Consider the following 26449-nt stretch of genomic DNA (forward strand, 5'->3'; position numbering starts at 1 on the left):
TCAGCTCACCCCCGTACGCCTCAGTCCTCGTGGCCCAGTTGGAGGTCCCGTTCCGTGCGGCCGCCGCCCGCCACCTGGAGCACCGTCGCGACCGGCGGGTATCCGGCGGCGATCACCGTGTACTCGCCGGACGACAGGTCCACGAACCGGAACGAGCCGTCGGGCCCGGTGGTGAGGGTGTCCACCACGTTGCCCGCCGCGTCCAGCAGGGTGACCCGGGCGTCCTCGACCGGTCGGCCCCCGGTCGCCCGGACGACGCCGCGCAGCACGGCCCCGCCCGCCAGCTCGATGTCCTGCCGGGTCTCGCGGGCCGCCTGGACGCTGACCGGGAGGGCGGCGGGGCGGTGGGCGGGGGCGCTGGCGGCGAGGGTGTACTCACCCGCGACCAGCTCGCTGATGACGTAGCCGCCCTCGCGCCCGGTGCGGGTGGAGGCGACGACCTCGCCGCGTACGTCGGTGAGGGTGACGGCCGCGTCCCGCACGGGCACCCCGTCGGCGGTCAGGACGGACCCGGCGAGCCGTCCGGCACCGCCGAGGACCACGTCCAGCTCCACGGGGCGGTCGCCCACGGTGACGCTGACGGCCTGCGGCTGGTGACCGCCCGCCGCGGCGATGAGGACGTAACCTCCGGCGCCCGGGACGCTCAGCGCGTACCCCCCGTCCTCGCCGCTGGCCCCGCGCCCGACCTGCCGCCCCTGGACGTCGATGAGCGTGAGGGCGGCCCGCGCCACCTTCGTACCGTCCGGGTGCTGGACGCTGCCGCGCACGGGCACACCGGTGAGCCTGGAAGGCTGGGTGCGGGCGGCGGGGATCGGTGAGGGCTCGGTGGCCGCTTCGGGGCTGTGGTGGGACACCAGCGGTTTCTCCTTGAGGAAGAAGGCGAGGATCAGGCCGAGGACGAGCACCGGCACGAGGTAGAGGAAGATGCGAGGCATCGCGTCGACGTACGCCTGGATGTAGGCGTCGCGCAGCGCGGGCTCCATCGCGTGGACGATCTGCGGGGTGATCGACTCGGGCGCGGGCAGCGTGACGCCCGTGGGCAGCCGGAGGTCGAGGGCGTCGGAGAGCCGCCCGGCGAACAGCGTGCCGAAGATGGCGGCGCCGACGCTGCCGCCGATCTGCCGGAAGTAGTTGTTGGCGCTGGTGGCGGTGCCGAGGTCGGCGGGGCGTACGGAGTTCTGCACGGCGAGCACGAGGACCGACATGACCAGGCCGATGCCGGTGCCGAGGACGGCCTGCCAGAGGCTGTACTCCAGGCGGGAGGTGCCCCGCTCAAGTCCTGAGAGCAGCCACATGCCGACGACGGAGACGGCGCTGCCGACGATGGGGTAGACGCGGTAGCGGCCGGTACGGGTGATGAGCTGGCCGGAGACGATGGAGCCGCCGACGATGCCCAGCATCATCGGGAGCATCAGCAGTCCGGACTCGGTGGCGCTGGCCCCGTCCACCATCTGGAGATAGGTGGGCAGATAGCTGGCGGCGCCGAAGAGCGCGATGCCGACGACCGCGCCGACGAGACCGGTGATGTTGAAGATCGAGTCGCGGAACAGCCGCAAGGGGATGACGGGTTCGGCCGCGCGGTGCTCGACGGCGACGAAGAGCAGCGTCGTGACGACGGCTCCCGCCGACAGGCCCAGGATGGTGCGCGAGCCCCAGGCGTACTCCGTTCCGCCCCAACTGGTCACCAGGACCAGGCAGGTGGAGGCGGCGGCCAGCAACACGGCGCCCAGGACGTCGAGTCGGGGCCGTACGGCGGGCTTCGGAAGTTTCAGCACCACCGCGATCACGGCGAACGTGACCAGTCCGAACGGCACGTTGATGTAGAAGCACCAGCGCCAGGTGGCATGGTCGGTGAAGAAGCCGCCGAGCAGCGGACCGGCCACCGAGGCGAGACCGAAGACCGCGCCGATGAGGCCCATGTAGCGGCCGCGCTCCCGGGGCGGGACGATGTCCGCGATGATCGCCTGGACGCCGATCATGAGACCGCCGCCGCCGATGCCCTGGATGGCGCGGAAGGCGATCAGCTCGTCCATGGTCCGCGACCAGCCGGCCAGCGCGGAGCCGATGACGAAGACGACGATCGCGAACTGGAAGACGCCCTTGCGGCCGAAGAGGTCGCCGAGCTTCCCGTAGAGCGGCAGGACGATCGTGGAGGCGAGGAGGTAGGCGGTGACCGCCCAGGACATCTTCTCCAGGCCGTGCAGCTCACCGACGATCCTGGGCAGGGCGGTGGCGACGATCATCTGGTCGAGCGCCGCGAGCAGCAGGGTGAGCATCAGCCCGAGGAAGACCATGCGCACCCGGCGGGGGCTGATCTCCTCGGCCGCCGGGTGCGGTCGGGCGTCGGCCGGTGGTGGCGGATCCCCTACGGCGGCCGCCGTACGGTCCGGCTCGTCCTTCACCAGCGTGATACCGCCCACCACGTAACGCTCCCCTTCGTCGCACCTGCGCCGCCCTTTCTCGCATCGCGTGGCAAGGCGGGGCAAACGGGATGAGGAGGGCGCGGGGCGCGCACGAAGGGCTTATGCGCCGGTCGGAGCCGCTACGGCGCACAACCGGCCGACCCGGAAAACCACCCGTTCCGGTGAGGCCGGCCGACCGGCGGGAGCCGGGCCGTTCGACGGCCCGGCGTCCGTGCGGGACCTACTTCTCGACCTCGGTGGCGAGGTTCTGGAGCAGCTCGTCGTAGATCCGGCCGAGGCCCTTGGGGGCGAAGGTGCGCTCGAAGAAGCCGCCGATGCCGCCGGCGCCGTCCCAGACGGTGGTGACGACGGCCTTGGACTTGCCCTCACCGGCCGGGGTGACGGTCCAGGTGGTGACCATGGAGGAGTTGCGGTCCTTCTCGACGAGCTGCCCGTCGGTCGGCTCGGTGACCTCCAGCAGGCAGTCGCGGACGCGCTTGCTGGTCGCCTGGAGCTTCCAGTGGACGAGGGTGCCCTCGCCGTCGCCGCCCTCCCGGACCTCGTACTCGCTGAAGTGCGCGGTCAGCACCTTGCCGCGGACGTCCTTGTAGTCGGCCAGGGCGTCGAACACCGCCTCTGCGTCCGCCGCGATGATCCGCTCCGTGGTGGCCTCGACCTGCGCCATGGCTGTTCCTCCAGCAGTCCGTAATTCCGGGGGGTGAGCTGAGCCAACCACCTCGGGTGCGCCGTTCAAAATCGGGGCCGATCGGGGCCGGCGGCGCGGTCCGCACGATCAAGGGAACAAGTGTTCTATTCTGTGGCCAGTGCTACCGAGGAGGCGTCCATGCGCTGGGACAATCTGGTCGAAAACCGCCCCATGACCGGCAACAGCGCGCTCTTCGCCGCGGACGCGGTGACCACGCGCACCTTCGACACCCCGGAATTCCGGGGCATCACGTTCCACGAGATCCGAGCCCGTTCGATCCTGAACCGGGTGCCCGGGGCCTCACGGATGCCGTTCGAATGGACGGTGAACCCCTACCGGGGCTGCTCGCACGCCTGTGTGTACTGCTTCGCCCGCAAGACCCACAGCTATCTGGACCTGGACACCGGCATCGGGTTCGACTCCCAGATCGTCGTCAAGACCAACGCCGCCGAGCTGCTCCAGCGGGAGCTGGCCTCCCGGCACTGGCAGGGCGAGCACATCGCGATGGGCACCAATGTCGACTGCTACCAGCGGGCGGAGGGCCGGTACCGGCTCATGCCGGGCATCATCACCGCCCTGCGCGACCGCGCGAACCCCTTCTCGATCCTGACGAAGGGCACGCTGATCCTGCGGGACCTGGAGCTGCTGCGGCAGGCCGCCGAGGTGACCGAGGTCGGCGTCTCGGTCTCGGTCGGCTTCACCGACCGCGAGCTGTGGCGCACGGTCGAACCCGGCACTCCTTCCCCCGGCCGCCGCCTCGATGTCGTCCACGCCCTCACCGAGGCCGGGATCGGCTGCTCGGTCCTGATGGCCCCGGTCATCCCGTTCCTCGGCGACAGCCCCGAGCAGCTGCGCGCCACCGTCTCCGCCATCGCGGCGGCCGGGGCGACCTCCGTGACCCCGCTGGTCCTGCATCTGCGCCCCGGCGCGCGCGAGTGGTACCTGCGGTGGCTCGGGCTCCACCATCCGCATCTGGTACCGAGGTATGAGCGGATGTACGCGGACGGGGCGTACGCCCCCACCTGGTATCAGCGCCGGATCACCCGTCAGGTGCACGAGCTGGCGGACGAGTTCGGGATCGGCCCGGCGCACCGGGGCGAGGCCCGCCGGATCACCCCGGTACGGACGCCGGAGGAGCCGGAGCCGGGACCCACGCAGCTCACCCTGCTCTGACGCCGTGAAGCACGCCCTGCACGCCCCCCTGCACGCCCTCCGCAGGCCTCCCGCAGACCCGATCGCGTGACCGTACGGGTCAACTCCGCGCGGAATCGGCCCCCGGCCCGTGGATCTCGGGGACCATGCGGCGGGGACCGGCCGACCGCCGCCGCGTCCCCTCCACCTCGGGAGGCCCCATGACGAAACGTGCAGGAATTCTGGTCGCCGCCGGTGCGACGGTCGCCGGTCTGCTGGCCGCCGCTCCGGCCCCGGCCGCCGCCTCGGGAGCGAGCGCGCCGCCCGCCCCTGAGCTCGCGTGGACCGACTGTCCGACGGAGAACCATCCGACGCTCCAGTGCGCGAAGGTCGACGCCCCGCTGGACCACGCCGACCCCTCGGGCCGCCGGGTCACCCTCGCCCTTTCCCGCATCCCGCACACCGCGAAGACCTTCCAGGGCCCGCTGCTGGTCAATCCGGGCGGGCCGGGCGGCAGCGGCCTGTCGATGGCCGGGTTCGTGGCCTCGGCGCTGCCGAAGAAGGTGGCGTCGCAGTACGACGTGATCGGGTTCGACCCGCGCGGCGTCGGGAAGAGCACCCCGAAGCTGAACTGCCTGCCCGGCCACGCCGACCCGGTGCGCCCGGACTCGGTGCCCGCCTCCTACCGGGACGAGCGGATCAACCGCGACCGGGCCGCCGCCTTCGCCCGCGCCTGCGGCGAGAAGCACGGCGACGTGCTGCCGTACATGGACACCGTCAGCGCCGCCGAGGATCTCGATGTGATCCGCCGGGCGCTGGGCTCGAAACAGATCAACTACTTCGGCTACTCGTACGGTACGTACCTGGGCGCCGTCTACGCGAAGCTGCACCCGGAGCGGGTGCGGCGGCTGGTCCTGGACTCGGTGGTCGGCCCCGACGACGTCTGGTACGAGGGCAACCTCAACCAGGACTACGCCTTCGACGACCGCCACAAGGCGTTCGCGGCCTGGGTGGCGAAGCACGACGCGACGTACGGGCTCGGCACCGACCCGGCCGGGGTCGAGACCGCCTGGTACCGGATGCGGGCGGCCGTCGCGGCCGAGCCGGCCGGCGGCAAGGTCGGGGCGAGCGAGCTGGAGGACACCTTCCTGCCCGGCGGGTACTACAACGGCTACTGGCCCTACCTCGCCGAGGCGTTCGCCGCGTACGTGAACGACCAGGACACCGAGGCGCTGGTGACGGCGTACGAGAACTTCGGCGCGACCGGCACCGGCGGCGACAACAGCTACTCCGTCTACACCGCCGTCCAGTGCCGCGACGCCGGCTGGCCCCGGCACTGGGCGACCTGGCGCAACGACACGCGCCGGATCCACGACAAGGCACCCTTCATGGCCTGGAACAACACCTGGTACAACGCGCCGTGCGCGAGCTGGCCGGTGGCGCCGCTCACCCCGGTCCAGGTGACCAACGACCGCATCCCGGCGGCCCTGATCCTCCAGGCGACGGGCGACGCGGCGACCCCGTACGCGGGCGCGGTCTCCATGCACCGCAAGCTGAAGGGGTCCAGCTTCGTGGTGGAGGAGGGCGGCGGCAACCACGGCATCACGCTCAGCGGCAACGCCTGCCTGGACAAGCACCTGACGGCCTATCTGACCGACGGGACCGTCCCGCGCGGCCGGGGTGAGGGCGAGGCGGACGCGGTCTGCGCGGCGCTCCCGGACCCGAAGCCGCTGCCGGCGGCGAAGGCGGCGGCCCAGTCGGTGGACAACAGCGCGGGCAGCCGCCTGCACGGGCTGCTGGGGCCGCGCCACTAGGAGCGGGCAACACCGCGGAAAACGACGGGCGGTGGGCGAGGGGGTGGGCGAGGATGGCCCGGCATGAGGCACTCCCCCACTCCCCCGCATCTCCTGCCCCCGCCCCCGCCCGGCACCACGATCCGTGACATGCGGATCGAGGACTGCGAGGCGGTCGCCACCATCCGGGTGCGCGGCTGGCAGCACGCCTACCGCGGGCTGCTGCCGCAGCCGTATCTGGACGGGATGGACATCGCCGAGGAGACCGGGCTGCGGCGCAGGTACTTCGAGGAGCGCGGCGAGGCCGTCAACGTGGTGGCCGAGCGGCCGGACGGCCTGGTGACCGGCTGGGCCTGCACCGGCCCGCACCGCGCGGAGGGCCGCCCGCTCCCCGGGCGCGAGCTGTACGCGATCTATGTGCTGCCCGAGCACATCGGGACCGGGACCGGCCGCGCGCTGCTGGCCGAACTGACGGCCCGGGCCGCCGCCGCGGGCCACCCGGAGATGGCGCTGTGGGTGCTCCGGGAGAACGCGGCGGCGCGCCGGTTCTACGAGCGGGCCGGGTTCGGTCCTGACGGGGCCGAGGACCGGTTCCGGGCGGGCGGGGTCCTGGTGACCGAGGTGCGCTACGTCCGCCCGCTCACGCCCCCGGCAGCCGGCTGAGCGCCTCCTCCGCGGCCGCCCCCAGCCGTGGATGCGGGAGCGCCGCTGTGAGGACCGGGCGGGCCCGTCCGTCGCCGAGCCGGCCGAGGCCCTCGACGCAGGCCAGCGCCACCCGCCAGTGCGGCTCCCCCGGGGCCAGCAGCCGGTGGAGGGTGGCGACCAGGGCGGGGACGGCCTCGGGGGCCCGGAGGGCGGTGAGCAGCCGCACCGGGTGCAGGGCGTAGGCGGTGCGCAGGGTGTTGGTGGCGAGCGCGGCGGCGGCCCGGGGCGTGCGGGGGTCGTTCAGCTCGGCCAGGGCGTGGGCGGCGGAGACACAGCGCTCGGGGTCGCGGTGGTTGAGCAGGAGCACCAGCGCCTCGAACGCCCGCCGGTCGCCCGCGCAGCCGAGCCGGAAGGCGGCGATCTCCCGGGCCCACAGGGGGCGCCCCGGCTCCACCAGGACCCGGGCCAGCACCTCGTTGTCGTCGGTCGCCACGAGCAGGTCGTACGCGGCGGACCCGGCCGCCTCGTCCCGTAACCGGTCCAGGAGCGAACGGAGTTCCTCATCCATGACGCTCAGCGTATCGATGAACACGCTGCGTGGGGGGCGGGCCGGGAAAGGCGATGTGGTCCAGCGCACAAAGACCCAGGGGTGGCGCGCTCGTTACTGGCCGGTTAATCTCATCTGAGCGGGAACACACTCCCCGCGACTCCGGTGGCCTGGTGACGCAGCCACCCGGAGTGCTTGTCGGTTCGGCAGTTCAGTGCGACGTGGCTCCGGGACAGAGTCCGTCACCCCTTACGGCCGGGCGTGCTTCCAGCTCCCCGCCACCGCGCTTCACGACACGCATCCGCGCATGCCCACGCGCCGCTCCCTCATCGCCGCGCGCGCCTGCTCCCACAGTCGTCACTCACCCTGGAGTCCCGTGATGGACACCCCGCTCTCCACCATTGCCGTCGTCGGCCTCGGCACCATGGGCACCGGCATCGCCGAGGTCCTGGCTCTCGCGGGCCGCGAGGTCATCGGTATCGACATCAGCGAGGCGGCCGCCCGGCAGGCCGTCGCCTCCCTCGAAGCCTCCACCGCACGGGCCGTCGGCCGCGGGCGGATCACCGAGCAGGAGCGGGCCGACGCGCTCGCCCGGTTCCGTACCCACGACACCCTCCAGGCCGCCGCCGAGGCGGAGCTGGTCATCGAGGTCGTGCCGGAGACGTACGAGATCAAGCAGCAGGTGTTCCGGGAGCTGGACGCCGTCGTCTCCCCCACCGCGATCCTCGCCACCGGGACGAACGCCCTGTCGGTGACCCGTCTCGCCGCCGAGTCGCTCCATCCCGAGCGCGTGCTCGGCCTGCACTTCTTCAACCCGGCGCCCGCGATGAAGCTGGTCGAGGTGGTCTCCTCGGTGCTGACCGCACCGCCGGCCGTCGAGGCCGTCACCAAGCTGGCCAGGGAGCTCGGCAAGGAGCCGGTCGCGGTCGGCGACCGGCCCGGGTTCGTCGCGGACGGGCTGCTCTTCGGCTATCTGAACCAGGCCGCCGCGATGTACGAGGCGAACTACGCGTCGCGCGAGGACATCGACGCCGCGATGAAGCTGGGCTGCGGGCTGCCCATGGGCCCCCTCGCCCTGCTGGACCTGATCGGCATCGACACCGCCCGCACCGTCCTGGAGGCCATGTACGCCGAGTCCCGCGACCGGCTCCACGCCCCCGCCCCCGTCCTCGGCCAGCTCAGCAGCGCGGGCCTGACCGGGCGCAAGGCGGGACGCGGCTTCTACACGTACGAGGCTCCGGGCAGCCAGACCGTGGTGCCCGACGCGCTCACCCCGTCCGCCGAGGCGGCCACCGGTACCGGGCGGGAGATCGCCTCCGTCGGGGTCGCGGGCTCCGGCACCATGGCCTCCGGTATCGCCGAGGTCTTCGCCAAGGCCGGGTACCGCGTGGTCCTGGCGGCACGCGGCCAGGAGAAGGCGGACTTCGCCAAGGGCCGGATCGCGAAGTCGCTGGAGCGGTCGGTCAGCAAGGGGCGGCTCACCGCCGAGGCGCGGGACGAGACGCTGGCGCGGATCACGGCCGCCGGGTCGCTGGACGCCGTCGCGGAGGTCGACCTCGCCGTGGAGGCGGTCGCCGAGGACCTGGAGATCAAGCAGCAGCTCTTCGCCACCCTGGACAAGGTCTGCCGCCCGGGCGCGGTCCTCGCCACCACCACCTCCTCCCTGCCGGTCATCGCCATCGCCCGGGCCACCGGGCGGCCCGAGGACGTCATCGGGATGCACTTCTTCAACCCGGCGCCCGCGATGAAGCTGGTCGAGGTCGTCCGTACGGTCCTGACCGCCGACGACGTCCACGCCACGGTCCGCGCGGTCTGCACGAAGATCCGCAAGCACCCGGTGGACTGCGGGGACCGGGCCGGGTTCATCGTGAACGCGCTGCTGTTCCCGTACCTCAACAACGCGATCAAGATGGTCGAGGAGCACTACGCCACCCTCGACGACATCGACGCCGCGATGAAGCTGGGCGGCGGCTACCCGATGGGCCCGTTCGAACTGCTGGACGTCGTGGGGCTGGATGTCTCCCTCGCCATCGAGAAGGTGCTGCACAAGGAGTTCCGTGACCCGGGGCTCGCCCCGGCACCGCTGCTGGAGCACCTGGTGGCCGCGGGCTGCCTCGGCCGCAAGACGGGCCGGGGCTTCCGCGAATATGCCCGTCGCTGATCCGGGGGCCGGGTGGGGCGGGCTGCTGGGACCCTCCGGCTCCCCGCCCCCGAAGGCGCGCTCTCCTGCACGGATGCGTTACGTTCATGCCATGTCCCAGCCCGCCAAGTCACCCCGTGCCACCGCCGCGTCCGACGCCCCGGAGACCCCCGCGGGAACGCGTGCGGCCGCCCAACGGCTCAAGATGCGCCGCGAACTGGCCGCAGCCGCGATGGAGCTCTTCGCCACGAAGGGGTACGAGGCGACGACCGTCGACGAGATCGCGGGCGCCGCGGGTGTCGCCCGGCGGACCTTCTTCCGGCACTTCCGCTCCAAGGAAGAGGCCATCTTCCCGGACCACGACGACACCCTCGTCAGGGCCGAGGCCGTCCTGAACGCCGCGCCCGCGCACGAGCACCCCCTCGACACGGTCTGCCGCGGCATCAAGGAAGTCATGAAGATGTACGCGGCCAAGCCCGCCGTCTCCGTGGCCCGTTACAAGCTCACCCGCGAGGTGCCGACCCTCCGCGAGGCCGAGATCGCGTCGGTGGCCCGCTACGAGCGGCTGTTCACCCGCTATCTGCTGGGCCACTTCGACGAGCGCGACCACCACGTGGGCAACGACGACCCGCTGCTGGCGGAGGTGGCCGCGTCCGCCGTGGTCACCGCGCACAACCATGTGCTGCGCCGCTGGCTGCGGGCGGACGGCCAGGGCGATGTGGAGGCCCAGCTCGACCGGGCCTTCGCCATCGTGCGCGACACCTTCGGCACCGGCATCGGGGCGGGCCGGACCGCCCCGTCCGAGCCCGCCACGCCCCCGGCGGCGACGGTGGCCTCGGAGGGCGAGGTCCTGGTCGCGGTGGCGCGTACGGACGCCCCGCTGGACGAGGTCATGCGGACGATCCAGCAGGCGCTCAAGGAGCGCTGAGCGGGACGGTCGTCTCTTCGACAGCGGTCCACGGCGGCGGTGCGTCGCCCTCGCTCCAGGCGGCCAGCTCCTCGGGGCCGTAGCAGAGGATGGCGCACTGCTCGGCGTAGTCGAGCGCGGGTTCGGTGAAGCCGCCGGTGGAGACCACGAGCGCGATGTCCGCCTCGTGCACCGCGTAGCAGGTGCCGCCGAAGCGCTGGAGGTCCTGGGATCCGGCCCGGTTCTCGGGCCCGTACCGCTTGCACTGGACGACCAGGCGACGGCCGTCCGGGGTGGTGGCCAGTACGTCGGCGCCGAGGTCTCCGGCGCCGCCCACCACCTCGGCGTCCGCGCACCCGTCGCGCCGGCAGAGCTCGGCCACGGCCTCCTCGAAGGCGTACGGGTCCAGCTGGGCGTAGTCGACCGGGTGGGCGGCGACCTCCGGGGGCTCCAGGCGCCGCTCCTCGCGCGCGGCCTCGGCGGCGGCGTCCAGCTCCGCGATTCCGGCGTCGACGATCCCGTACGCGGCATCCGTGACGGTCTCCGCGATCCGCCGGGCCCGACGGCGGCGGCGCAGCACCAGGAGGGCCGCGACGAGGAGCAGGGCGATCACGAGCACGGCGGCGACCGGATGGCGTCCGGCGCTCCGCCAGGCCGCCCGCAGGGCCATCCCGCCGCCCGCGAGGATCAGCGCGATGAGGGCGAAGCCGAAGGTGGTGCGTCGGAGGTCGAAGGGGCCCCGGCGCCGGTGGATGCTTCCTCTGCGGATCGGTATCGCCATCGGTGTCCCACCCCTGTCTTCCGGACCACTTCAAGATCACTTGGTTCCGCACATCTGCCCCGCGCAGCTGTTTCGACGCGCGCGAGGGCCGAAAACCGCTGGTCCGCCGGTCACCGCTGTGCTGAGGTGCGCGGATGCGATCACCTGAGAACGTCATCGAGACACGTGACCTGTTCGACCGCGAGATGCGGGAGCACGCCCGCCCCGACGGACCCGGCGTACGCGTCGAGCGCGCCGGCCCCGTCGTACGCCAGGTGGGCGGGCCCGACGACTGGAACGGGGTGGTGTGGTCGGACCCGGAGCTGGACGCGGCCGGGGCCGACGCCGCCATCGCCGCGCAGATCGAGCACTGTACGGCGCTCGGCCTGCCGGATTTCGAGTGGAAGCTGTACACGCACGACCGCCCCGCCGACCTGGGCGACCGGCTGCGGGCCGCGGGATTCGTGCCGGAGGAGCCGGAGACCCTGCTGGTGGCGCCGACCGAGCTGCTGGCCGGGCCGGTCGAGCTGCCCGAAGGGCTCACGCTGGTGCCCGTGACCGACGCGGCGGGCGCGGAGCTGATGGCCCGGGCCCATGAGCGGGCGTTCGGGACCGACGCGACCCGCCTCCTCCATCAGGTGGTGAAGCGGCTGGAGGAGGCCCCCGAGGACTTCGTCGCGGTGATGGCCGTGGACGCCGGCGGGGAGCCGGTCTGCTCGGGGCGGATGGAGCTGTACCCGGGCACGGGCTTCGCGGGGCTCTGGGGCGGCGGCACGGTGACCGCCTGGCGCGGGAAGGGCGTCTACCGGGCCCTGGTCGCCCACCGGGCCCGGATCGCCGCCGAGCGCGGCTACCGCCACCTCCAGGTCGACGCGACCGGGATGTCCGCCCCGATCCTGGCCCGGCTCGGCTTCACGGAGCTGGGGACGACGACGCCGTATGTGTACCGACCCGCTCGCTGACCGCATGCCAGCAGGACAGAACGTCTCGTAACACCCATCGTGTTGCTCATGCGTGCCTACGAGATGACAAGTGAGAGAAATTGTTGGCACTGGGTGCCTTGTCAGGTGTCACGGAGTGCCATACGTTGAAGGTGTCCGGGCGGCCGGCGTGCTGGGATCTCACGTACGCCGGCTGTCCCCGCAACCACCGTGCTGCGCGCCCGGACGCCTGCGTCACAGGCACCCTTCTGCTCCACCCGAGCAAAGCCGAAGCTCCACCCGCCGAACCGACGGCAAACACCTCCACACCGCACCGCACCCCTGCCAGCAGGGCCCCTCAAGCGTTCCCTCGACGCCGCATCACCGGAGGCAACACCGTGAAGGAAATCCTGGACGCGATTCAGTCGCAGGACAGCACCGCCGCGGACTTCGCGGCCCTGTCCCTCCCCGAGTCCTACCGCGCGATCACCGTGCACAAGGACGAGGCGGAGATGTTCGCGGGGCTCGAATCCCGCGACAAGGACCCCCGCAAGTCGCTCCACCTGGACGAGGTCCCGGTCCCCGAACTCGGCCCCGGCGAGGCCCTCGTCGCCGTGATGGCCAGCTCGGTGAACTACAACTCCGTCTGGACCTCGATCTTCGAGCCGGTGTCCACCTTCGGCTTCCTGGAGCGGTACGGACGGCTCAGCGAGCTCACCAAGCGCCACGACCTCCCCTACCACGTCATCGGCTCGGACCTCGCGGGCGTCGTCCTGCGCACCGGCCCCGGCGTGAACGCCTGGAACCCGGGTGACGAGGTCGTCGCGCACTGCCTCTCCGTCGAGCTGGAGTCCTCCGACGGCCACAACGACACGATGCTCGACCCCGAGCAGCGCATCTGGGGCTTCGAGACCAACTTCGGCGGCCTGGCGGAGATCGCGCTCGTCAAGTCCAACCAGCTGATGCCGAAGCCCAAGCACCTCAGCTGGGAGGAGGCCGCCTCTCCCGGCCTGGTCAACTCCACCGCGTACCGCCAGCTCGTCTCGCGCAACGGCGCGGGCATGAAGCAGGGCGACAACGTGCTGATCTGGGGTGCCAGCGGCGGCCTCGGCTCCTACGCCACCCAGTTCGCGCTGGCCGGCGGCGCCAACCCGATCTGTGTCGTCTCCAGCCCCGAGAAGGCCGACATCTGCCGGTCGATGGGCGCCGAGGCGGTCATCGACCGCAATGCCGAGGGCTACAAGTTCTGGAAGGACGAGCGCACCCAGGACCCCAAGGAGTGGAAGCGCTTCGGCAAGCGCATCCGCGAGTACACCGGCGGCGAGGACATCGACATCGTCTTCGAGCACCCGGGCCGCGAGACCTTCGGCGCCTCGGTCTACGTCACCCGCAAGGGCGGCACCATCACCACCTGCGCCTCCACCTCGGGCTACATGCACGAGTACGACAACCGCTACCTGTGGATGTCCCTCAAGCGGATCATCGGCTCCCACTTCGCCAACTACCGCGAGGCGTGGGAGGCCAACCGCCTCATCGCCAAGGGCAAGATCCACCCGACGCTCTCCAAGACGTACACGCTGGAGGAGACCGGCCAGGCCGCCCACGACGTCCACCGCAACGCCCACCAGGGCAAGGTCGGCGTCCTGGCACTCGCCCCCCGCGAGGGCCTGGGCGTCCGCGACCAGGAAATGCGCGAGCAGCACATCGACGCCATCAACCGCTTCCGCAACGTCTGAGGTTCTCCCATGACCGAACGTCAGAAGGACCGGCCCTGGCTCATGCGGACGTACGCCGGTCACTCGACCGCCGAGGCGTCCAACGAGCTGTACCGCCGCAACCTCGCCAAGGGCCAGACGGGTCTCTCGGTCGCCTTCGATCTGCCCACGCAGACCGGATACGACCCGGACCACATTCTCGCCCGCGGCGAGGTGGGCCGTGTCGGTGTGCCCGTCTCGCACCTCGGTGACATGCGCCGGCTGTTCCAGGACATCCCCCTGGAGCAGATGAACACCTCGATGACGATCAACGCGACCGCCATGTGGCTGCTGGCGCTCTACCAGGTGGTCGCGGAGGAGCAGGGGGCCGATGCCACCAAGCTCCAGGGGACCACGCAGAACGACATCGTGAAGGAGTACCTCTCGCGCGGGACGCACGTCTTCCCGCCGGTGCCCTCGCTGCGGCTGACCACGGACATGATCACGTACACGGTCAACCGCATCCCCAAGTGGAACCCGATCAACATCTGCAGCTACCACCTCCAGGAGGCGGGGGCCACCCCGGTCCAGGAGATCGCGTACGCCATGTCGACCGCCATCGCGGTGCTCGACGCGGTCCGCGACTCGGGCCAGGTGCCGGAGGAGAAGTTCGGTGACGTGGTCGCCCGGATCTCGTTCTTCGTGAACGCGGGCGTCCGCTTCATCGAGGAGATGTGCAAGATGCGCGCCTTCAGCCGCATCTGGGACCGCGTCACCCGCGAGCGGTACGGCATCACCAACGCCAAGCAGCGCCGCTTCCGCTATGGCGTCCAGGTCAACTCCCTCGGCCTGACCGAGGCGCAGCCGGAGAACAACGTCCAGCGCATCGTCCTGGAGATGCTGGCCGTCACCCTCTCCAAGGACGCCCGCGCCCGCGCCGTACAGCTCCCGGCCTGGAACGAGGCGCTGGGCCTGCCGCGGCCCTGGGACCAGCAGTGGTCCCTGCGGATCCAGCAGGTGCTGGCGCACGAGAGCGATCTGCTGGAGTACGAGGACATCTTCGCCGGGTCGCACGTCATCGAGGCCAAGGTGGACTCGCTGGTCGAGGAGTCGCTGGCGGAGATCGACCGGATCCAGCAGATGGGCGGCGCGATGGCGGCCGTCGAGTCCGGCTATCTGAAGTCGGAGCTGGTCTCCTCGCACGCGGCGCGGCGGGCCCGGATCGAGGGCGGTGAGGAGAAGATCGTCGGCGTCAACATCTACGAGACGACCGAGCCCAACCCGCTCACCTCCGACCTCGACGGCGCGATCATGACCGTCGACCCGGCGAACGAGGCCCGGGTCGTCGCGGCCCTCCACGAGTGGCGCGACAACCGCGACGAGGCCCGGGCGACGGAGGCCCTGGCCGCGCTGAAGAAGGCCGCCGCGGGCACCGAGAACATGATGGAAGCCACCGTCGAGTGCGCCCGCGCGGGCGTCACCACCGGCGAGTGGTCCTGGGCGCTGCGGGACGTCTTCGGCGAGTTCCGCGCTCCCACCGGGGTCTCCTCGGCCCCGGTCGCGGTCACCGCCGAGCCGGGCAGCACGCTCGCGCTGGTCCGCGAGAAGGTCACCCGTACCGCCGGCGACCTGGGCGTGGGACGGCTGCGCCTGCTGGTCGGGAAGCCGGGTCTGGACGGGCACTCCAACGGGGCCGAGCAGATCGCCGTACGGGCCCGGGACGCCGGGTTCGAGGTGGTCTACCAGGGGATCCGGCTGACCCCCGAGCAGATCACCGACGCGGCGCTCGCCGAGGACGTGCACTGCGTGGGGCTCTCCATCCTCTCCGGCTCGCACGCGGAGCTGGTGCCCGACGTGCTGCACCGGCTGCGCGAGGCCGGGGCGCCGGACATCCCGGTGATCGCGGGCGGCATCATCCCGCCGGCCGACGCCGCGGCGCTCATCGAAGCCGGTGTGGCCGCCGTCTTCACCCCGAAGGACTTCGGCATCACGGAGATCATCGGCCGTATCGTCGACGAGATCCGGAAAGCGAACAAGCTCGACCCTCTGGAGGTCTCCGCATGACCACGCCCACCACCCCCGTGAACCGGCTGCGCCCCCGGCGTTCGTGTCTGGCCGTGCCGGGTTCCAACCCGCGCTTCCTGGAGAAGGCGCAGGGGCTTCCGGCGGACCAGGTCTTCCTGGACCTGGAGGACGCCTGCGCGCCGCTCGCCAAGGAGGGCGCCCGCCACACCATCGTGGACGCGCTGAACAACGGTGACTGGCGCGGCAAGACCCGGGTCGTGCGGGTCAACGACTGGACGACGCACTGGACGTACCGGGACGTCATCACGGTCGTCGAGGGCGCGGGCCCCAACCTCGACTGCATCATGCTGCCGAAGGTCCAGGACGCCCAGCAGGTCGTGGCGCTGGACCTGCTGCTGACCCAGATCGAGAAGACGATGGGCTTCGAGGTCGGGAAGATCGGCATCGAGGCGCAGATCGAGAACGCCAAGGGCCTGGTGAACATCGACGACATCGCCGCCGCCTCGCCCCGCCTGGAGACGCTGATCTTCGGCCCGGCCGACTTCATGGCCTCGATCAACATGAAGACCCTGGTCGTCGGCCAGCAGCCGCCCGGCTACCCGGCGGACGCGTACCACTACATCCTGATGCGCATCCTGATGGCGGCCCGCACGCACGACCTCCAGGCGATCGACGGGCCGTTCCTCCAGATCCGCGATGTGGACGCCTACCGCGAGGTGGCCGGCCGCGCCGCCGCTCTCGGCTTCGACGGCAAGTGGGTGCTGCACCCGGGCCAGGTCGACGCGGCCAACGAGGTGTTCTCGCCCTCGCAGGAGGACTACGACCACGCCGAGCTGATCCTCGACGCCTACGACTGGTGCACCTCCGAGGAGGGCGGCAAGAAGGGCTCGGCGATGCTCGGCGACGAGATGATCGACGAGGCCAGCCGCAAGATGGCGCTCGTCATCGCGGGCAAGGGCCGGGCCGCCGGAATGCAGCGCACCTCCAAGTTCGAAGCCCCGGAGGCCTGATCATGCAGTTCGGACGCACTTTTGAGGAGTTCGAGGTCGGTGCCGTCTACAAGCACTGGCCCGGAAAGACGGTCACCGAATACGACGACCACCTCTTCTGCCTGCTGACCATGAATCACCACCCGCTCCACATGGACAGCAACTACGCGGAGAAGACGACCGACTTCGGGAAGAACGTCGTCGTCGGCAATTACATCTACTCGCTGCTGCTCGGCATGTCGGTGCCGGACGTCTCCGGGAAGGCCATCGCCAACCTGGAGGTCGAATCGCTCAAGCACATCGCGCCGACCTTCCACGGCGACACCATCTACGGCGAGACGACCGTGCTGGACAAGACCCCGTCGAAGTCCAAGAACGACCGCGGGATCGTGTACGTGGAGACCAAGGGCTACAAGCAGGACGGCACTGTGGTCTGCGTGTTCCGGCGCAAGGTGATGGTCCCCACCGAGACGTACATCAAGGAGCGCGGCGGAGAGCAGCCCGGCCGCCCGACGCCCGCCAAGTAACTGTGTGAAGCCTTAAGGCCATCCGCGTGAAGCCACAGGAGAAGCAGCCATGACGCGACTCGCCCAGACCGCCGGTCTGAACGACATCCAGCGGGAAATCCTTTCCACGGTCCGGGATTTCGTCGACAAGGAGATCATTCCGGTCGCGACCCAGCTGGAGCACCGCGACGAGTACCCCACGGAGATCGTGGAGGGGCTCAAGGAACTCGGCCTGTTCGGGCTGATGATCCCCGAGGAGTACGGGGGTCTGGGAGAGTCGCTGCTCACCTACGCGCTGTGCGTGGAGGAGATCGCCCGCGGTTGGATGAGCGTGTCAGGGATCATCAACACGCATTTCATCGTGGCCTACATGCTCAAGCAGCACGGCACCCAGGAGCAGAAGGACACGTTCCTGCCGCGGATGGCGCTCGGTGAGGTGCGGGGCGCGTTCTCGATGTCGGAGCCGGCGCTCGGCTCCGATGTCTCGGCGATCACGTCGAAGGGCGTGAAGGACGGAGACGAGTACGTTCTCAACGGCCAGAAGATGTGGCTGACGAACGGCGGAACGTCGACTCTCGTGGCCGTGCTGGCCCGAAGTGACGAAGGCCACCCCGAAGGCACCGCGCCCCACAAGTCGATGACGACCTTCCTGATCGAGAAGGAACCCGGCTTCGGAGAGGTCCGGCCCGGTCTGACCATCCCCGGGAAGATCGACAAGATGGGCTACAAGGGCGTCGACACGACCGAGCTCATCATGGACGACCTGCGCATTCCGGCCAATCGCGTCCTCGGCGGCACGACCGGCCGAGGGTTTTACCAAATGATGGACGGTGTCGAGGTCGGCCGGGTGAATGTCGCAGCGCGTGGTTGCGGCGTCGCTCAGCGTGCATTCGAGCTGGGTGTTTCGTACGCCCAGCAGCGCCACACCTTCGGCAAGCCGATCGCTCAGCACCAGGCGATCCAGTTCAAATTGGCTGAAATGGCCACCAAGGTCGAAGCCGCCCATGCGATGATGGTGAATGCAGCACGCAAAAAGGACTCCGGGGAGCGTAACGACCTGGAGGCAGGGATGGCGAAGTACCTCGCCTCCGAGTACTGCAAGGAAGTCGTCGAGGACGCCTTCCGTATCCACGGCGGCTACGGCTTCTCCAAGGAGTACGAGATCGAGCGCCTCTACCGCGAGGCGCCGATGCTGCTGATCGGTGAAGGTACCGCCGAGATCCAGAAAATGATCATTGGCCGGCGACTCCTGGAGGAGTACCGATTCCAGGGCTGATTGTCCCCTTCCGGGTGATTTGGTGGCGAAGAACATCACACCGGGTCACCCTCGGCGGGGGTCGTTCGACAGTCCGACTCGGCTGCTGGCTTGCCCAGTTGCGCCCGGCAACCGATAGCATCTTCGGAAAGCCGCCGTCCCCCGTTGCCAGCGCGGCATCATCCGCTACGAAGGTCATTCATGCCCGACAGCCCTACCTCCGCAAACCGCGGCGGGGTCCGCATCGCCCGCGGAGCATCGCCGTGGCTCCTTCCGACCGTCGCCACCGCGGCCCTCAGCCTGGCCCGCGCCCGCAAGTCCGGGCGCTGGGCAGCAGCGGCCGTGCCCACCACCGCGCTCGCGGCGGGCATGCTGTGGTTCTTCCGTGACCCCGAGCGCGAGATCGCCGAGGGCCGGGTCATCTCCCCGGCCGACGGTGTGGTGCAGAGCATCATGCCGTGGAAGGACGGGCGCACCCGGGTCGCGATCTTCATGAGCCCGCTCAACGTCCACGTCAACCGCGCGCCGCTGGCGGGCACCGTGACGTCGGTCGAGCACATCCCGGGCGGGTTCGTTCCGGCGTTCAACAAGGAGAGCGAGAACAACGAGCGCGTTGTCTGGCACTTCGACACCGAGCTCGGCGACATCGAGATGGTGCAGATCGCGGGAGCGGTCGCCCGTCGGATCGTGCCGTACCTCCCCCAGGGCACGAAGGTGGAGCAGGGCGAGCGCATCGGCCTGATCCGCTTCGGCTCGCGCGTCGACATCTACCTTCCGGAAGGTATCGATGTCGCGGTCGAGGTCGGCCAGGCCACCACCGCGGGGGTGACTCGAATTGACCGTAGTTGATCCGGATACCAAGGCCGGCTGGGTGCCCGAGGCCGACGCGGAGAGCGACGCCGACGGCACGGAGGACATGCCGCTCTCGATGCGGCTGTCGATAGCGGACACGCTCACGCTCGGTAACGCCACGTGCGGATTCATGGCGGTGTACTTCACCACCACCGGAATCCTCATCCCGCACCTCACGGGCAGCGAGGAGACGGGGATGGCCCGCCACTCGGCGGCCACCGCGGTCATCCTCATGCTGTTGGCGGCGATCTTCGACCTCTTCGACGGGCTCGTGGCACGCAAGCTGCGCTCCTCGCCGATGGGGGCCGAGCTGGACAACCTCTCCGACCTCATCAGCTTCGGGCTCGCCCCGGCCTACTTCGTGCTCGTGTACGGGATGGTCGCGGACGACGCCCATCAGCGGGTGTCGGCGCTGGCGGCGATCGTCGTGCTGCTGGCAGTGGTGCTCAGGCTGGCCAGATTCTCCTGTGTGACCTTGAAGGACGGCATGTTCCAGGGCATGCCATCCCCCTTCGGAGCGCTGACGGTCGTCTCGATCGTGCTCCTGGAGCTGCCCTTCGTCCCGACGCTGCTCGCGATCATCGGAGTGGCGTGGCTGATGGTGAGCCGGGTCGAGTACCCCAAGCCGCGGGGCATCCTCGCGGTGGCGATGCTCAGCTGGATCGTCGGCGCGATGGGGCTGCTCGCCGCGTGGGCGTTCGACGCACCGGGCGGTCAGCTGCTGCTCCAGACCGGCTGTGCGCTCCAGGTCGTCCTCGGTGCGGTGATCCCGCTCTTCGCCACGGCGCGACGGGTCAACACGTTCCGTGACAACCGGCGCGAGGCACGGGCGGCACAGCTGCCGTAGCGGTACGGACACAGTGGTACGCATGCAGTACACGGCGAAGGCCCGGATGCTCCCCGGCATCCGGGCCTTCGCGCGTTCCGGGGCACTCGCGTCAGGCGGTGCCCTTCGGCTCCAGGCTCCAGATCAGCTCGGCGCGCAGGGGGCCGGTGCGGGCGAGGAAGGTGCCGTGGTCGGGGGCGAGGGCGGCGAGCTGGGAGGCGTGGCTGAGGACCGCCGCGCGCTTGGCCGCCCACTGCTCGTCGGAGAGCACCAGCTCGCGCTCGACGGTGACCCGGTGGCGGCGGGTGAGCTCCTGGTAGGCGGTCCCCCACTTCTGGCTGGCGGCCAGCGCCCCGGACGCCTCGGGCGTGCCCCACTCGGGCAGGTGTCCGGTGTAGGGCAGGTCGGCGTAGACCCAGGGGGCGGGGGCGCCGGCCGCGGCGAGGGCGCGTTCGGCGCGGAGCCGTACGGCCTCGTGGTCGGGCTGGTTGGTGCCGAGCGGGACGAGGACCTGGGTGGTGGGCGCGAGGCCGCTCAGGAGGGCGTCCAGGGCGTCCGGGCCGTCGCCCTCGGTGACGTACGGGCCGTCGGGGTGGTCGATGAGGACCTGCTCGGCGCCGAGCAGCTCGCAGGCGCGGGCGTCCTCGGCGCTGCGGACCCGGTGGGCCTCGGCGGCGGTGGTGAAGCCGCAGACGCTGTCCCACCAGGAGACGGGGGAACCGGGCGGCGGGGGCCCGCCGTGGACGGTGACGACGGCGAGGGGGCCGGGCAGGGTGGGCAGGAGCCCGGCGAGGGAGAGCGCGGCGTCGTCGAAGTGCGGGGAGACGACGAGGGTGCGCCAGGGGGGCGGTACGGGCACGGTTCCTCCGGAGGGAAGCGGGTCAGGATGCGGAAGCTCTGGGGATGTCCAGGGAGGCGAGAGCGGCGTCCCAGGCCGCGTCGTCGCCTTCCCAGCGGCCGGGCTGGGCGGCGACGGTGCCCCACATGACGCCGGGCGGGAGGGCGGCGATGGTCTCCGGAGGCGTACGGCGCAGCCAGAGGAGATCAAAGGCGTGGTCCGGGTAGCGGTCGCGCAGGAGGCCGTGCAGGGCCGCCAGGTCGCCGGGGCCGCTTTCGTCGAACGCGTCGTGGTGCACGTACAGGACGCGGGAGCGGGACGCCGTCAGCACCCGCCAGCGGTCGGCGAGGTACGCGAACTTCTCCCGGACCCTCGGATACTGCTCGGCAACGATGTCAGGGGTCAGCGGAGTGCCCCCTGGAGCTTCGAAGTCGTGGAAGAAGCGGATGTCCGAGCCCCGGTCCCGTACGCACAGGCCGTTGCTGAAGGGTTCGCTCAGGCCGGGGCGCAGCACGTTGGCGAAGTCGGCCGCGATGATCTCCCGTACGGCGACGAGGTCGAGGTCGAGCCAGTCGAAGAAGTGGGCCCGGTCCTGGCCGGTGATGCGGCGGAGCTGGTAGGTGGACTCGCAGTGGTAGCCGAGCCCGACGCAGACGTCGTACATGGCGGGCTCCGTCAGGCGCCGGTGCGGCGCAGCAGGACGCCGACGCTGCCGCGTTTGCTGAGGTAGGCGCGGCCGCCGCAGACCGTCTCCAGCGCCGGGGCGACGAGCGGGGTCTCGCCGGCCTTCTCCCAGTGCGGGGCGCTCTCCAGCCAGGGGGTCAGCCGGGTGGCGAGCGTCTCGGGTTCGAGGGCGACGAAGACCAGGTCGGCCGGGAGCCGGTCGAGCAGGGCGAGGTCCTGGCCGTAGTAGAGCATCTCGATCAGGAGGTAGGCCGCCCCTGGCAGCTCCGGCCGGGCCGCCAGCTCCTCCAGGGAGGCGGGGTGGACCCGGGCGGTGTCGCCGACGGCGTCGGTCAGCCGGCGGCGGAAGGCGGGGTTGGGTTCGGTCGCGTGGACGGTGAAGCCCTTCTCCGCGAGCCGGGTGGTGAGCGCCCCTTCGCAGGCGCCGACCTCGATGAGGGGCCCGCTGCCGGGCGGACAGTGCTCGGCGATCCAGGCGACGGTGCGGTCCAGCCGCTCCGCCTCGTACGCGGAGGTGGCGAACTCCCACGGGTCGGGCACGGTGGCCGCGTCCTCGTCCAGGCTGGCCAGCAGCGCGAACAGCCGCTCGCGCTCCTCCGCGGTCCCGGCCTCGAAGAACCGCTCGGTGGCATGGACCCGGCCGGTCTGTACGACGTACTCGGCGGATTCGGTGCGCAGCAGGTGGCCGCAGTGCCGGTTGACGAAGGCGAGCTTGGCCTCGACCCCGGCGCGGTCCAGCGGCCGGTCGAGGTCGCTGATGAACTGGAGGTACGGGGAGTGGCCGACGGCGTGCAGGACGGGCGGCCCGCCCGGGGCGACGGCAGCGGCGGCGTCCCGGCCGAGGCGGCCCCTGCTGCGGCGGGTGTCGGCGGGCGAGTGGGTCCAGAGCCGCGCCTCCGCGCCCCGGGCCGCGGCCTCGATCAGCGTGGCCAGCGCCTCCGGTCCCGGCGAGGCGGCGCTCTCGTCGACGGGCCGGATGTGCCGGGCGACGGCGGCGAGGCGCTCGGTGGGAGGCAGGCCCGCCGGGAGGACCAGGTGCTCGGCGGTGTCGCCGAGCAGGACATGGACCTCATGGCCCTCGTGGTCCCCGTCCTGGCGGTGGCGGGGCTCGGGGGCGGTGAGCACGGAGAGGAAGTCCAGTACGGCGTCCTCGGCCCTGAGTACGGCCACGATGTCGATCACGGGATGGATCCCCTCAGCAGGACGCGGGCAAGCGGCGGAAACGCGGACCGGAACGGAGCGGACCGGCGGACCGGAACGTGACGGCCCGCAGCCCGGCGGCCCCGGGTCCGGAGTCGAGCTAACCACCGGCCTCTCAGGTGGTCCAGACCAATTTTCCGCCGAACACGGAACCCGTACAGGGTGGTTACGCGGCGCCCGAGCGCCCGCTGCCGCCCCTGCCGTACGGGAGTTCCACCCGCCCGCCATGGCCTGATTTCAGCCACCGGGGCCCGTGGTCGGCGGCGCATACCACGCCCCACTCCCCCGCACCAGAGGCCAACCCCTCCCGGTGGCTGAGAAGTTCCGGCAGGGGGATGAGTACCGGGTTCCCGTCAACCCGGCGCGCCGGGCTTCTAGAATCGCCTCGCACCCGACGCCCCGACGTCTCGGGCGGGGCGCGGGGCAGGGGGACGACGGGGGGTCCGATGATGACGAAGCACAGGCGCAACGGGGCACGTCTGGTGGCGGTCGCGGCGGCGGGGATCCTGCTGGCGGGCTGCGGGAGTTCGGGGGCGAAGACCGGGGCGGACCCGGATCCGAAGCCGTCGGGTTCGGTGAAGCAGGCCGGGGAGTCGGCGGATCCGTCAGGAACGCCCGAGCCGAAGAAGCCCGAGGAGACCAAGGAGCCGGGTGCGCTGCCCAGCGCGTACGAGTTCACTCCGGACCCGGCCCGGGTGCCGAGGACGGCGGCGGAGGCCCGCAGGCTGACCCGTAACGCCGCGCTCGGGGAGAACGACTGGACGGCGGGGATGGTGCGCGGGACGCCGTACGAGACCGCCGGGACCTGGACCGTACTGGCCGATTCCTGTGTCTGGAGCCGGAGCGCGCTCCCCGACGGAGTGCTCGGCTCCTTCACCCGGCGGCTCGACGTCCCGGCCCAGGACGGCAAGGGGCGGGTCCGGGGGGCGGTGACCGTGACGGTGCACAAGACGGTGGCGGGCGCCGACCGGGAGATCAAGGACACCGTCCAGGAGAGCTTCCGCTGCCCGGCGCAGGAGTTGGGCGGCGGGCAGCGGCTGAGCGGGCTGATGTCGTTGCAGTTCGACCAGAAGGACGTGCGCAACGCGGACGCCTCGCTGTTCGAGGCGGGCAAGTACACCGGTCCCGGTTCGGGCGGGACCCAGGACTACGTCTGGTCCAAGTCCCGGATCGGGCCGGTCACCACGGCCGTCTCGGTCAAGGGCGCGAAGGGCTACCAGAACTCCGACCTGCTGCGGATCGCCGCCGAAGGCGGCGCCAAGGTGCTCTACCGCGTCGAGCTGGAACTGAAGTGACCGCGAGACCGGTCCTGAACGAGAGGCCCTGAGCGCTGATGGAACCGCTCCGTTCCACGGACCCGGCACGGATCGCCGGGTACCGCATCCTCGGCCGGCTCGGCGCCGGGGGCATGGGCGTGGTGCTGCTGGGCCGGTCGCCCGGCGGCGCGTTGGTGGCCATCAAGCTGATCCGGGCCGAGTACGCGGACGACGCCGGGTTCCGCACCCGGTTCCGGCGTGAGGTGGCGATCGCCCGGCAGGTGCGCAACCGGTGGGCGGTGCCGGTGGTCGACGCGGACACCGAGGCGGGGGCGCCGTGGCTGGCCACGGAGTTCGTTCCGGGTCCCGCTCTGAGCGAGGCCGTGGGCGGCGGGGCGCCGCTGCCCGAGCGCAGTGTGCGGGCGCTCGGCTCGATGCTGGCGGAGGCGCTGGAGGCCGTCCACGGGGCGGGGCTCGTGCACCGGGACGTGAAGCCCGGCAACGTCCTGCTGGGTCTGGACGGTCCCCGGTTGATCGACTTCGGGATCGCGCGGGCGCTGGACGACACGGTCCTGACGGCGACGGACGCGATCGTCGGCTCGCCCGGCTTCCTCTCGCCGGAGCAGGCGCAGGGGCGGCGGATCGGCCCGCCGAGCGACATCTTCTCGCTGGGCTGTGTCCTGGTGTACGCGGCGACCGGCGGGCGGCCGTTCGGCAGCGGCCCGGTCGAGGCGATGCTCTTCCGTACGGTGCACGACCCGGCGGACCTGGGTGCGCTGCCGCCGGGGCTGCGGCCCGTGGTGGAGGGGTGCCTGTCGAAGGAGCCGGAGGGGCGGCCGACCGCCGGGGACATCCGGCGGGCGTTCGCGGAGGACACGGCGGGCGGCAGCTGGCTGCCCGGCCCGGTGACCCACCTGATCGCGGAGCGCTCGGCTCGGATGCTCGCCCTGCCCGACATCGAGGCGACGAGCCTGGACGCCGGTTCCACCGTGGAGACGGGCGCCGGGAGCCGGGACACCACGACCGTCCCGACCTCTCCCGGCCGCCGGCGCTTCCTCGCGTACGTCACGGGCGGCGCGGTCCTCGCGGCGGCGGGCGGGACCACCGCCTGGCTGGCCACGGCGTTCGGGGACGAGAAGGACCCGGACGGGAACGGCGAGGGGGACGGCGACAGGGCGGCGGCCGCCCGGCCGGAGCTGCACATCGGGTTGCAGGCCGACCTCAGCGGCCCCTCGGCGGCGATCGGCAAGGGCCAGGAGCGGGCGGCGCTCCTGGCGGTCGAGGAGCACAACGCCCGCAAGGACGCGCCGTTCACGCTGCGCCTGGTCGCGGCCGACGACGGCGGCGTGGAGGCGCGGGCGACAGCGGCGGTCCGGCGGTTCGCCGAGGACCCGCTGCTGGTGGCGGCGATCGGGGCGACCGGCGCGGACGCGGCGCGCGAGGCGCTGGTGGCGTACGACGAGGCGGCGCTGCCGCTGCTCAGCGTGGTCGACGGGGACACCAGGAACCTGAACCGGATCTTCCTGTGCGCCCGGCCGCGCAACGACATGCAGATGCTGCCGGTGGCGCAGTTCCTGGGCGCGAACGGGCTCGACACCGTGGCGCTGGTGGACGACGGGACCGAGTACGGCCGGCAGACCACGCGGTTCCTGGACGCGGGGCTGCGGGGCAACGGCCGGACGGTCCTCGCGGAGACGGTGCGGGAGGGCACCCGCGACCTGGACGCCGAGGCGGAGCGGATCGTCGCGAGGAAACCGAAGGCGGTGGTGTACGGGGGCGGGTGGCGGGACGCGGGGCGGTTCGCGCGGGCGCTGACGAAGGCGGGGTTCCTGGGGCCGAAGATCGGCACCCAGGCCGTGCACGATCCCCGGTTCCTGGCGGAGGCGGGCGAGGACGCGGCGGGGTGGCTGGTCGTGTCGACGGCCGCCGACCCCGCCTCCGTACCCTCCGTGCACCCCTTCGCCGCCGCGTACCGCAAGCGCTTCGACAGTGCGCCGCCGCTGCTGGCCGCCGAGGCGTACGACGCGGTCGGGCTGATCGCGGCCTGCGCGGAGGGGCTGGGCCGGGAGAGCGTGACGCGGCAGGACATGCTGCCCGTGCTGCGGTCGACGCGGTACAAGGGCGTGTCCAAGAGCTATGCGTTCGAGCCCGCCAACGGGATGTACGCGGGCACCGGGGTCTTCATCTACCGCGTGGAGCGGGGGCGTTTCCGGTACATCGGGATGGACGGCCGGGAGGTCTGATCAAGTCGACTGCTCCGAGGACCTGTTGAGGACCCGTCCGGCGTGAAAGGCCGCCACATCCCACCCTGAGTCGCCAATTTGAGCTTCCAGGGCAATGTTTTGCGCACCGGCATAGACTTCCTTGCGGGGT

General features: G+C 71.5%; 22 protein-coding genes. 15 read left to right on the forward strand and 7 right to left on the reverse strand.

Features of this window, described 5'->3' with window-relative positions; all coding sequences use genetic code 11:
• Positions 1 to 20 precede the first annotated feature (20 nt).
• Complete coding sequence (locus R2B67_RS04440) at positions 21 to 2423, reverse strand: MFS transporter (RefSeq protein WP_317816537.1); 2403 nt, start codon at positions 2421 to 2423, stop codon at positions 21 to 23.
• Positions 2424 to 2643: 220 nt separating this feature from the next.
• On the reverse strand, positions 2644 to 3087 hold the full coding sequence (locus R2B67_RS04445) for an SRPBCC family protein (RefSeq protein ID WP_015612512.1): 444 nt from the start codon (positions 3085 to 3087) through the stop codon (positions 2644 to 2646).
• 159 nt (positions 3088 to 3246) lie between these two features.
• On the opposite strand from R2B67_RS04445, the gene R2B67_RS04450 reads away from it, so the two are divergent.
• The 3 genes from R2B67_RS04450 (at position 3247) to R2B67_RS04460 (ending at position 6695) form a co-directional block, all read left to right on the forward strand.
• Positions 3247 to 4281, forward strand: coding sequence for an Rv2578c family radical SAM protein (locus tag R2B67_RS04450; RefSeq protein ID WP_317816538.1), 1035 nt, complete (start codon positions 3247 to 3249; stop codon positions 4279 to 4281).
• Between the two features lie 179 nt (positions 4282 to 4460).
• Positions 4461 to 6053, forward strand: coding sequence for an alpha/beta hydrolase (locus tag R2B67_RS04455; protein WP_317816539.1), 1593 nt, complete (start codon positions 4461 to 4463; stop codon positions 6051 to 6053).
• Positions 6054 to 6116: 63 nt separating this feature from the next.
• On the forward strand, positions 6117 to 6695 hold the full coding sequence (locus R2B67_RS04460) for a GNAT family N-acetyltransferase (protein WP_317816540.1): 579 nt from the start codon (positions 6117 to 6119) through the stop codon (positions 6693 to 6695).
• On the opposite strand, the gene R2B67_RS04465 is transcribed toward R2B67_RS04460, so the two are convergent.
• Positions 6673 to 7245, reverse strand: a complete 573-nt coding sequence (locus R2B67_RS04465; protein ID WP_202481501.1) for an adenylosuccinate lyase — start codon at positions 7243 to 7245, stop codon at positions 6673 to 6675. The genes R2B67_RS04460 and R2B67_RS04465 overlap by 23 nt on opposite strands.
• 358 nt (positions 7246 to 7603) lie before the next feature.
• Here R2B67_RS04465 and R2B67_RS04470 point away from each other — a divergent pair, with 358 nt between their 5' ends.
• Both R2B67_RS04470 and R2B67_RS04475 read left to right on the forward strand, forming a co-directional pair.
• On the forward strand, positions 7604 to 9385 hold the full coding sequence (locus tag R2B67_RS04470; RefSeq protein ID WP_317816541.1) for a 3-hydroxyacyl-CoA dehydrogenase family protein: 1782 nt from the start codon (positions 7604 to 7606) through the stop codon (positions 9383 to 9385).
• 91 nt (positions 9386 to 9476) lie between these two features.
• Positions 9477 to 10292 (forward strand): TetR family transcriptional regulator, encoded by an 816-nt coding sequence (locus tag R2B67_RS04475; protein WP_317816542.1) that lies wholly within the window; start codon positions 9477 to 9479, stop codon positions 10290 to 10292.
• On the opposite strand, the gene R2B67_RS04480 is transcribed toward R2B67_RS04475, so the two are convergent.
• A complete protein-coding gene (locus R2B67_RS04480) occupies positions 10279 to 11052 on the reverse strand; it encodes a restriction endonuclease (RefSeq protein WP_317816543.1) in 774 nt (257 codons plus the stop codon). The two genes, R2B67_RS04475 and R2B67_RS04480, sit on opposite strands and share 14 nt — an antisense overlap.
• A gap of 134 nt (positions 11053 to 11186) precedes the next feature.
• Between R2B67_RS04480 and R2B67_RS04485 the strand changes: the two genes are divergently transcribed.
• From R2B67_RS04485 to pssA, 8 genes are all read left to right on the forward strand, one after another.
• On the forward strand, positions 11187 to 11993 hold the full coding sequence (locus R2B67_RS04485) for a GNAT family N-acetyltransferase (RefSeq protein ID WP_317816544.1): 807 nt from the start codon (positions 11187 to 11189) through the stop codon (positions 11991 to 11993).
• Positions 11994 to 12349: 356 nt separating this feature from the next.
• Positions 12350 to 13687 (forward strand): crotonyl-CoA carboxylase/reductase, encoded by a 1338-nt coding sequence (gene ccrA, locus R2B67_RS04490; protein ID WP_237328742.1) that lies wholly within the window; start codon positions 12350 to 12352, stop codon positions 13685 to 13687.
• A gap of 9 nt (positions 13688 to 13696) precedes the next feature.
• A complete protein-coding gene (locus tag R2B67_RS04495) occupies positions 13697 to 15709 on the forward strand; it encodes an ethylmalonyl-CoA mutase (RefSeq protein WP_109980259.1) in 2013 nt (670 codons plus the stop codon).
• Positions 15706 to 16680: an HpcH/HpaI aldolase/citrate lyase family protein gene (locus R2B67_RS04500; RefSeq protein WP_317816545.1), complete on the forward strand. Its 975-nt coding sequence runs from the start codon at positions 15706 to 15708 to the stop codon at positions 16678 to 16680. The genes R2B67_RS04495 and R2B67_RS04500 overlap by 4 nt, the downstream gene beginning before the upstream one ends.
• A 2-nt stretch (positions 16681 to 16682) precedes the next feature.
• Positions 16683 to 17186, forward strand: coding sequence for a MaoC family dehydratase (locus R2B67_RS04505; protein ID WP_010058362.1), 504 nt, complete (start codon positions 16683 to 16685; stop codon positions 17184 to 17186).
• Positions 17187 to 17235: 49 nt separating this feature from the next.
• Entirely contained in the window at positions 17236 to 18441 is a 1206-nt protein-coding gene (locus R2B67_RS04510) for an acyl-CoA dehydrogenase family protein (protein ID WP_018513491.1), read from the forward strand.
• Positions 18442 to 18621: 180 nt separating this feature from the next.
• Positions 18622 to 19269: a phosphatidylserine decarboxylase gene (locus R2B67_RS04515; protein WP_018513492.1), complete on the forward strand. Its 648-nt coding sequence runs from the start codon at positions 18622 to 18624 to the stop codon at positions 19267 to 19269.
• A gap of 22 nt (positions 19270 to 19291) precedes the next feature.
• On the forward strand, positions 19292 to 20119 hold the full coding sequence (gene pssA, locus R2B67_RS04520) for a CDP-diacylglycerol--serine O-phosphatidyltransferase (RefSeq protein ID WP_317824777.1): 828 nt from the start codon (positions 19292 to 19294) through the stop codon (positions 20117 to 20119).
• 91 nt (positions 20120 to 20210) lie between these two features.
• Here the strand turns inward: pssA and R2B67_RS04525 are convergent, their stop codons facing one another.
• From R2B67_RS04525 to R2B67_RS04535, 3 genes are read right to left on the reverse strand one after another with little or no spacing between them, the layout of a single operon-like run.
• The gene (locus R2B67_RS04525; RefSeq protein ID WP_317816546.1) at positions 20211 to 20957 is read right to left on the reverse strand and encodes a PIG-L family deacetylase; all 747 of its coding nucleotides are present in this window, start codon (positions 20955 to 20957) and stop codon (positions 20211 to 20213) included.
• Positions 20958 to 20979: 22 nt separating this feature from the next.
• Entirely contained in the window at positions 20980 to 21600 is a 621-nt protein-coding gene (locus R2B67_RS04530) for a DUF1796 family putative cysteine peptidase (RefSeq protein WP_317816547.1), read from the reverse strand.
• Between the two features lie 11 nt (positions 21601 to 21611).
• The gene (locus tag R2B67_RS04535) at positions 21612 to 22802 is read right to left on the reverse strand and encodes a class I SAM-dependent methyltransferase (RefSeq protein WP_317816548.1); all 1191 of its coding nucleotides are present in this window, start codon (positions 22800 to 22802) and stop codon (positions 21612 to 21614) included.
• 464 nt (positions 22803 to 23266) lie between these two features.
• Between R2B67_RS04535 and R2B67_RS04540 the strand changes: the two genes are divergently transcribed.
• Both R2B67_RS04540 and R2B67_RS04545 read left to right on the forward strand, forming a co-directional pair.
• Entirely contained in the window at positions 23267 to 24115 is an 849-nt protein-coding gene (locus tag R2B67_RS04540; RefSeq protein ID WP_317816549.1) for a hypothetical protein, read from the forward strand.
• A 38-nt stretch (positions 24116 to 24153) separates the two neighbouring features.
• The gene (locus tag R2B67_RS04545; protein ID WP_317816550.1) at positions 24154 to 26319 is read left to right on the forward strand and encodes a bifunctional serine/threonine-protein kinase/ABC transporter substrate-binding protein; all 2166 of its coding nucleotides are present in this window, start codon (positions 24154 to 24156) and stop codon (positions 26317 to 26319) included.
• Positions 26320 to 26449: the final 130 nt, after the last annotated feature.

Source organism: Streptomyces cyaneofuscatus, from assembly GCF_033109485.1.
Taxonomy (GTDB): Bacteria; Actinomycetota; Actinomycetes; order Streptomycetales; family Streptomycetaceae; genus Streptomyces; species Streptomyces cyaneofuscatus.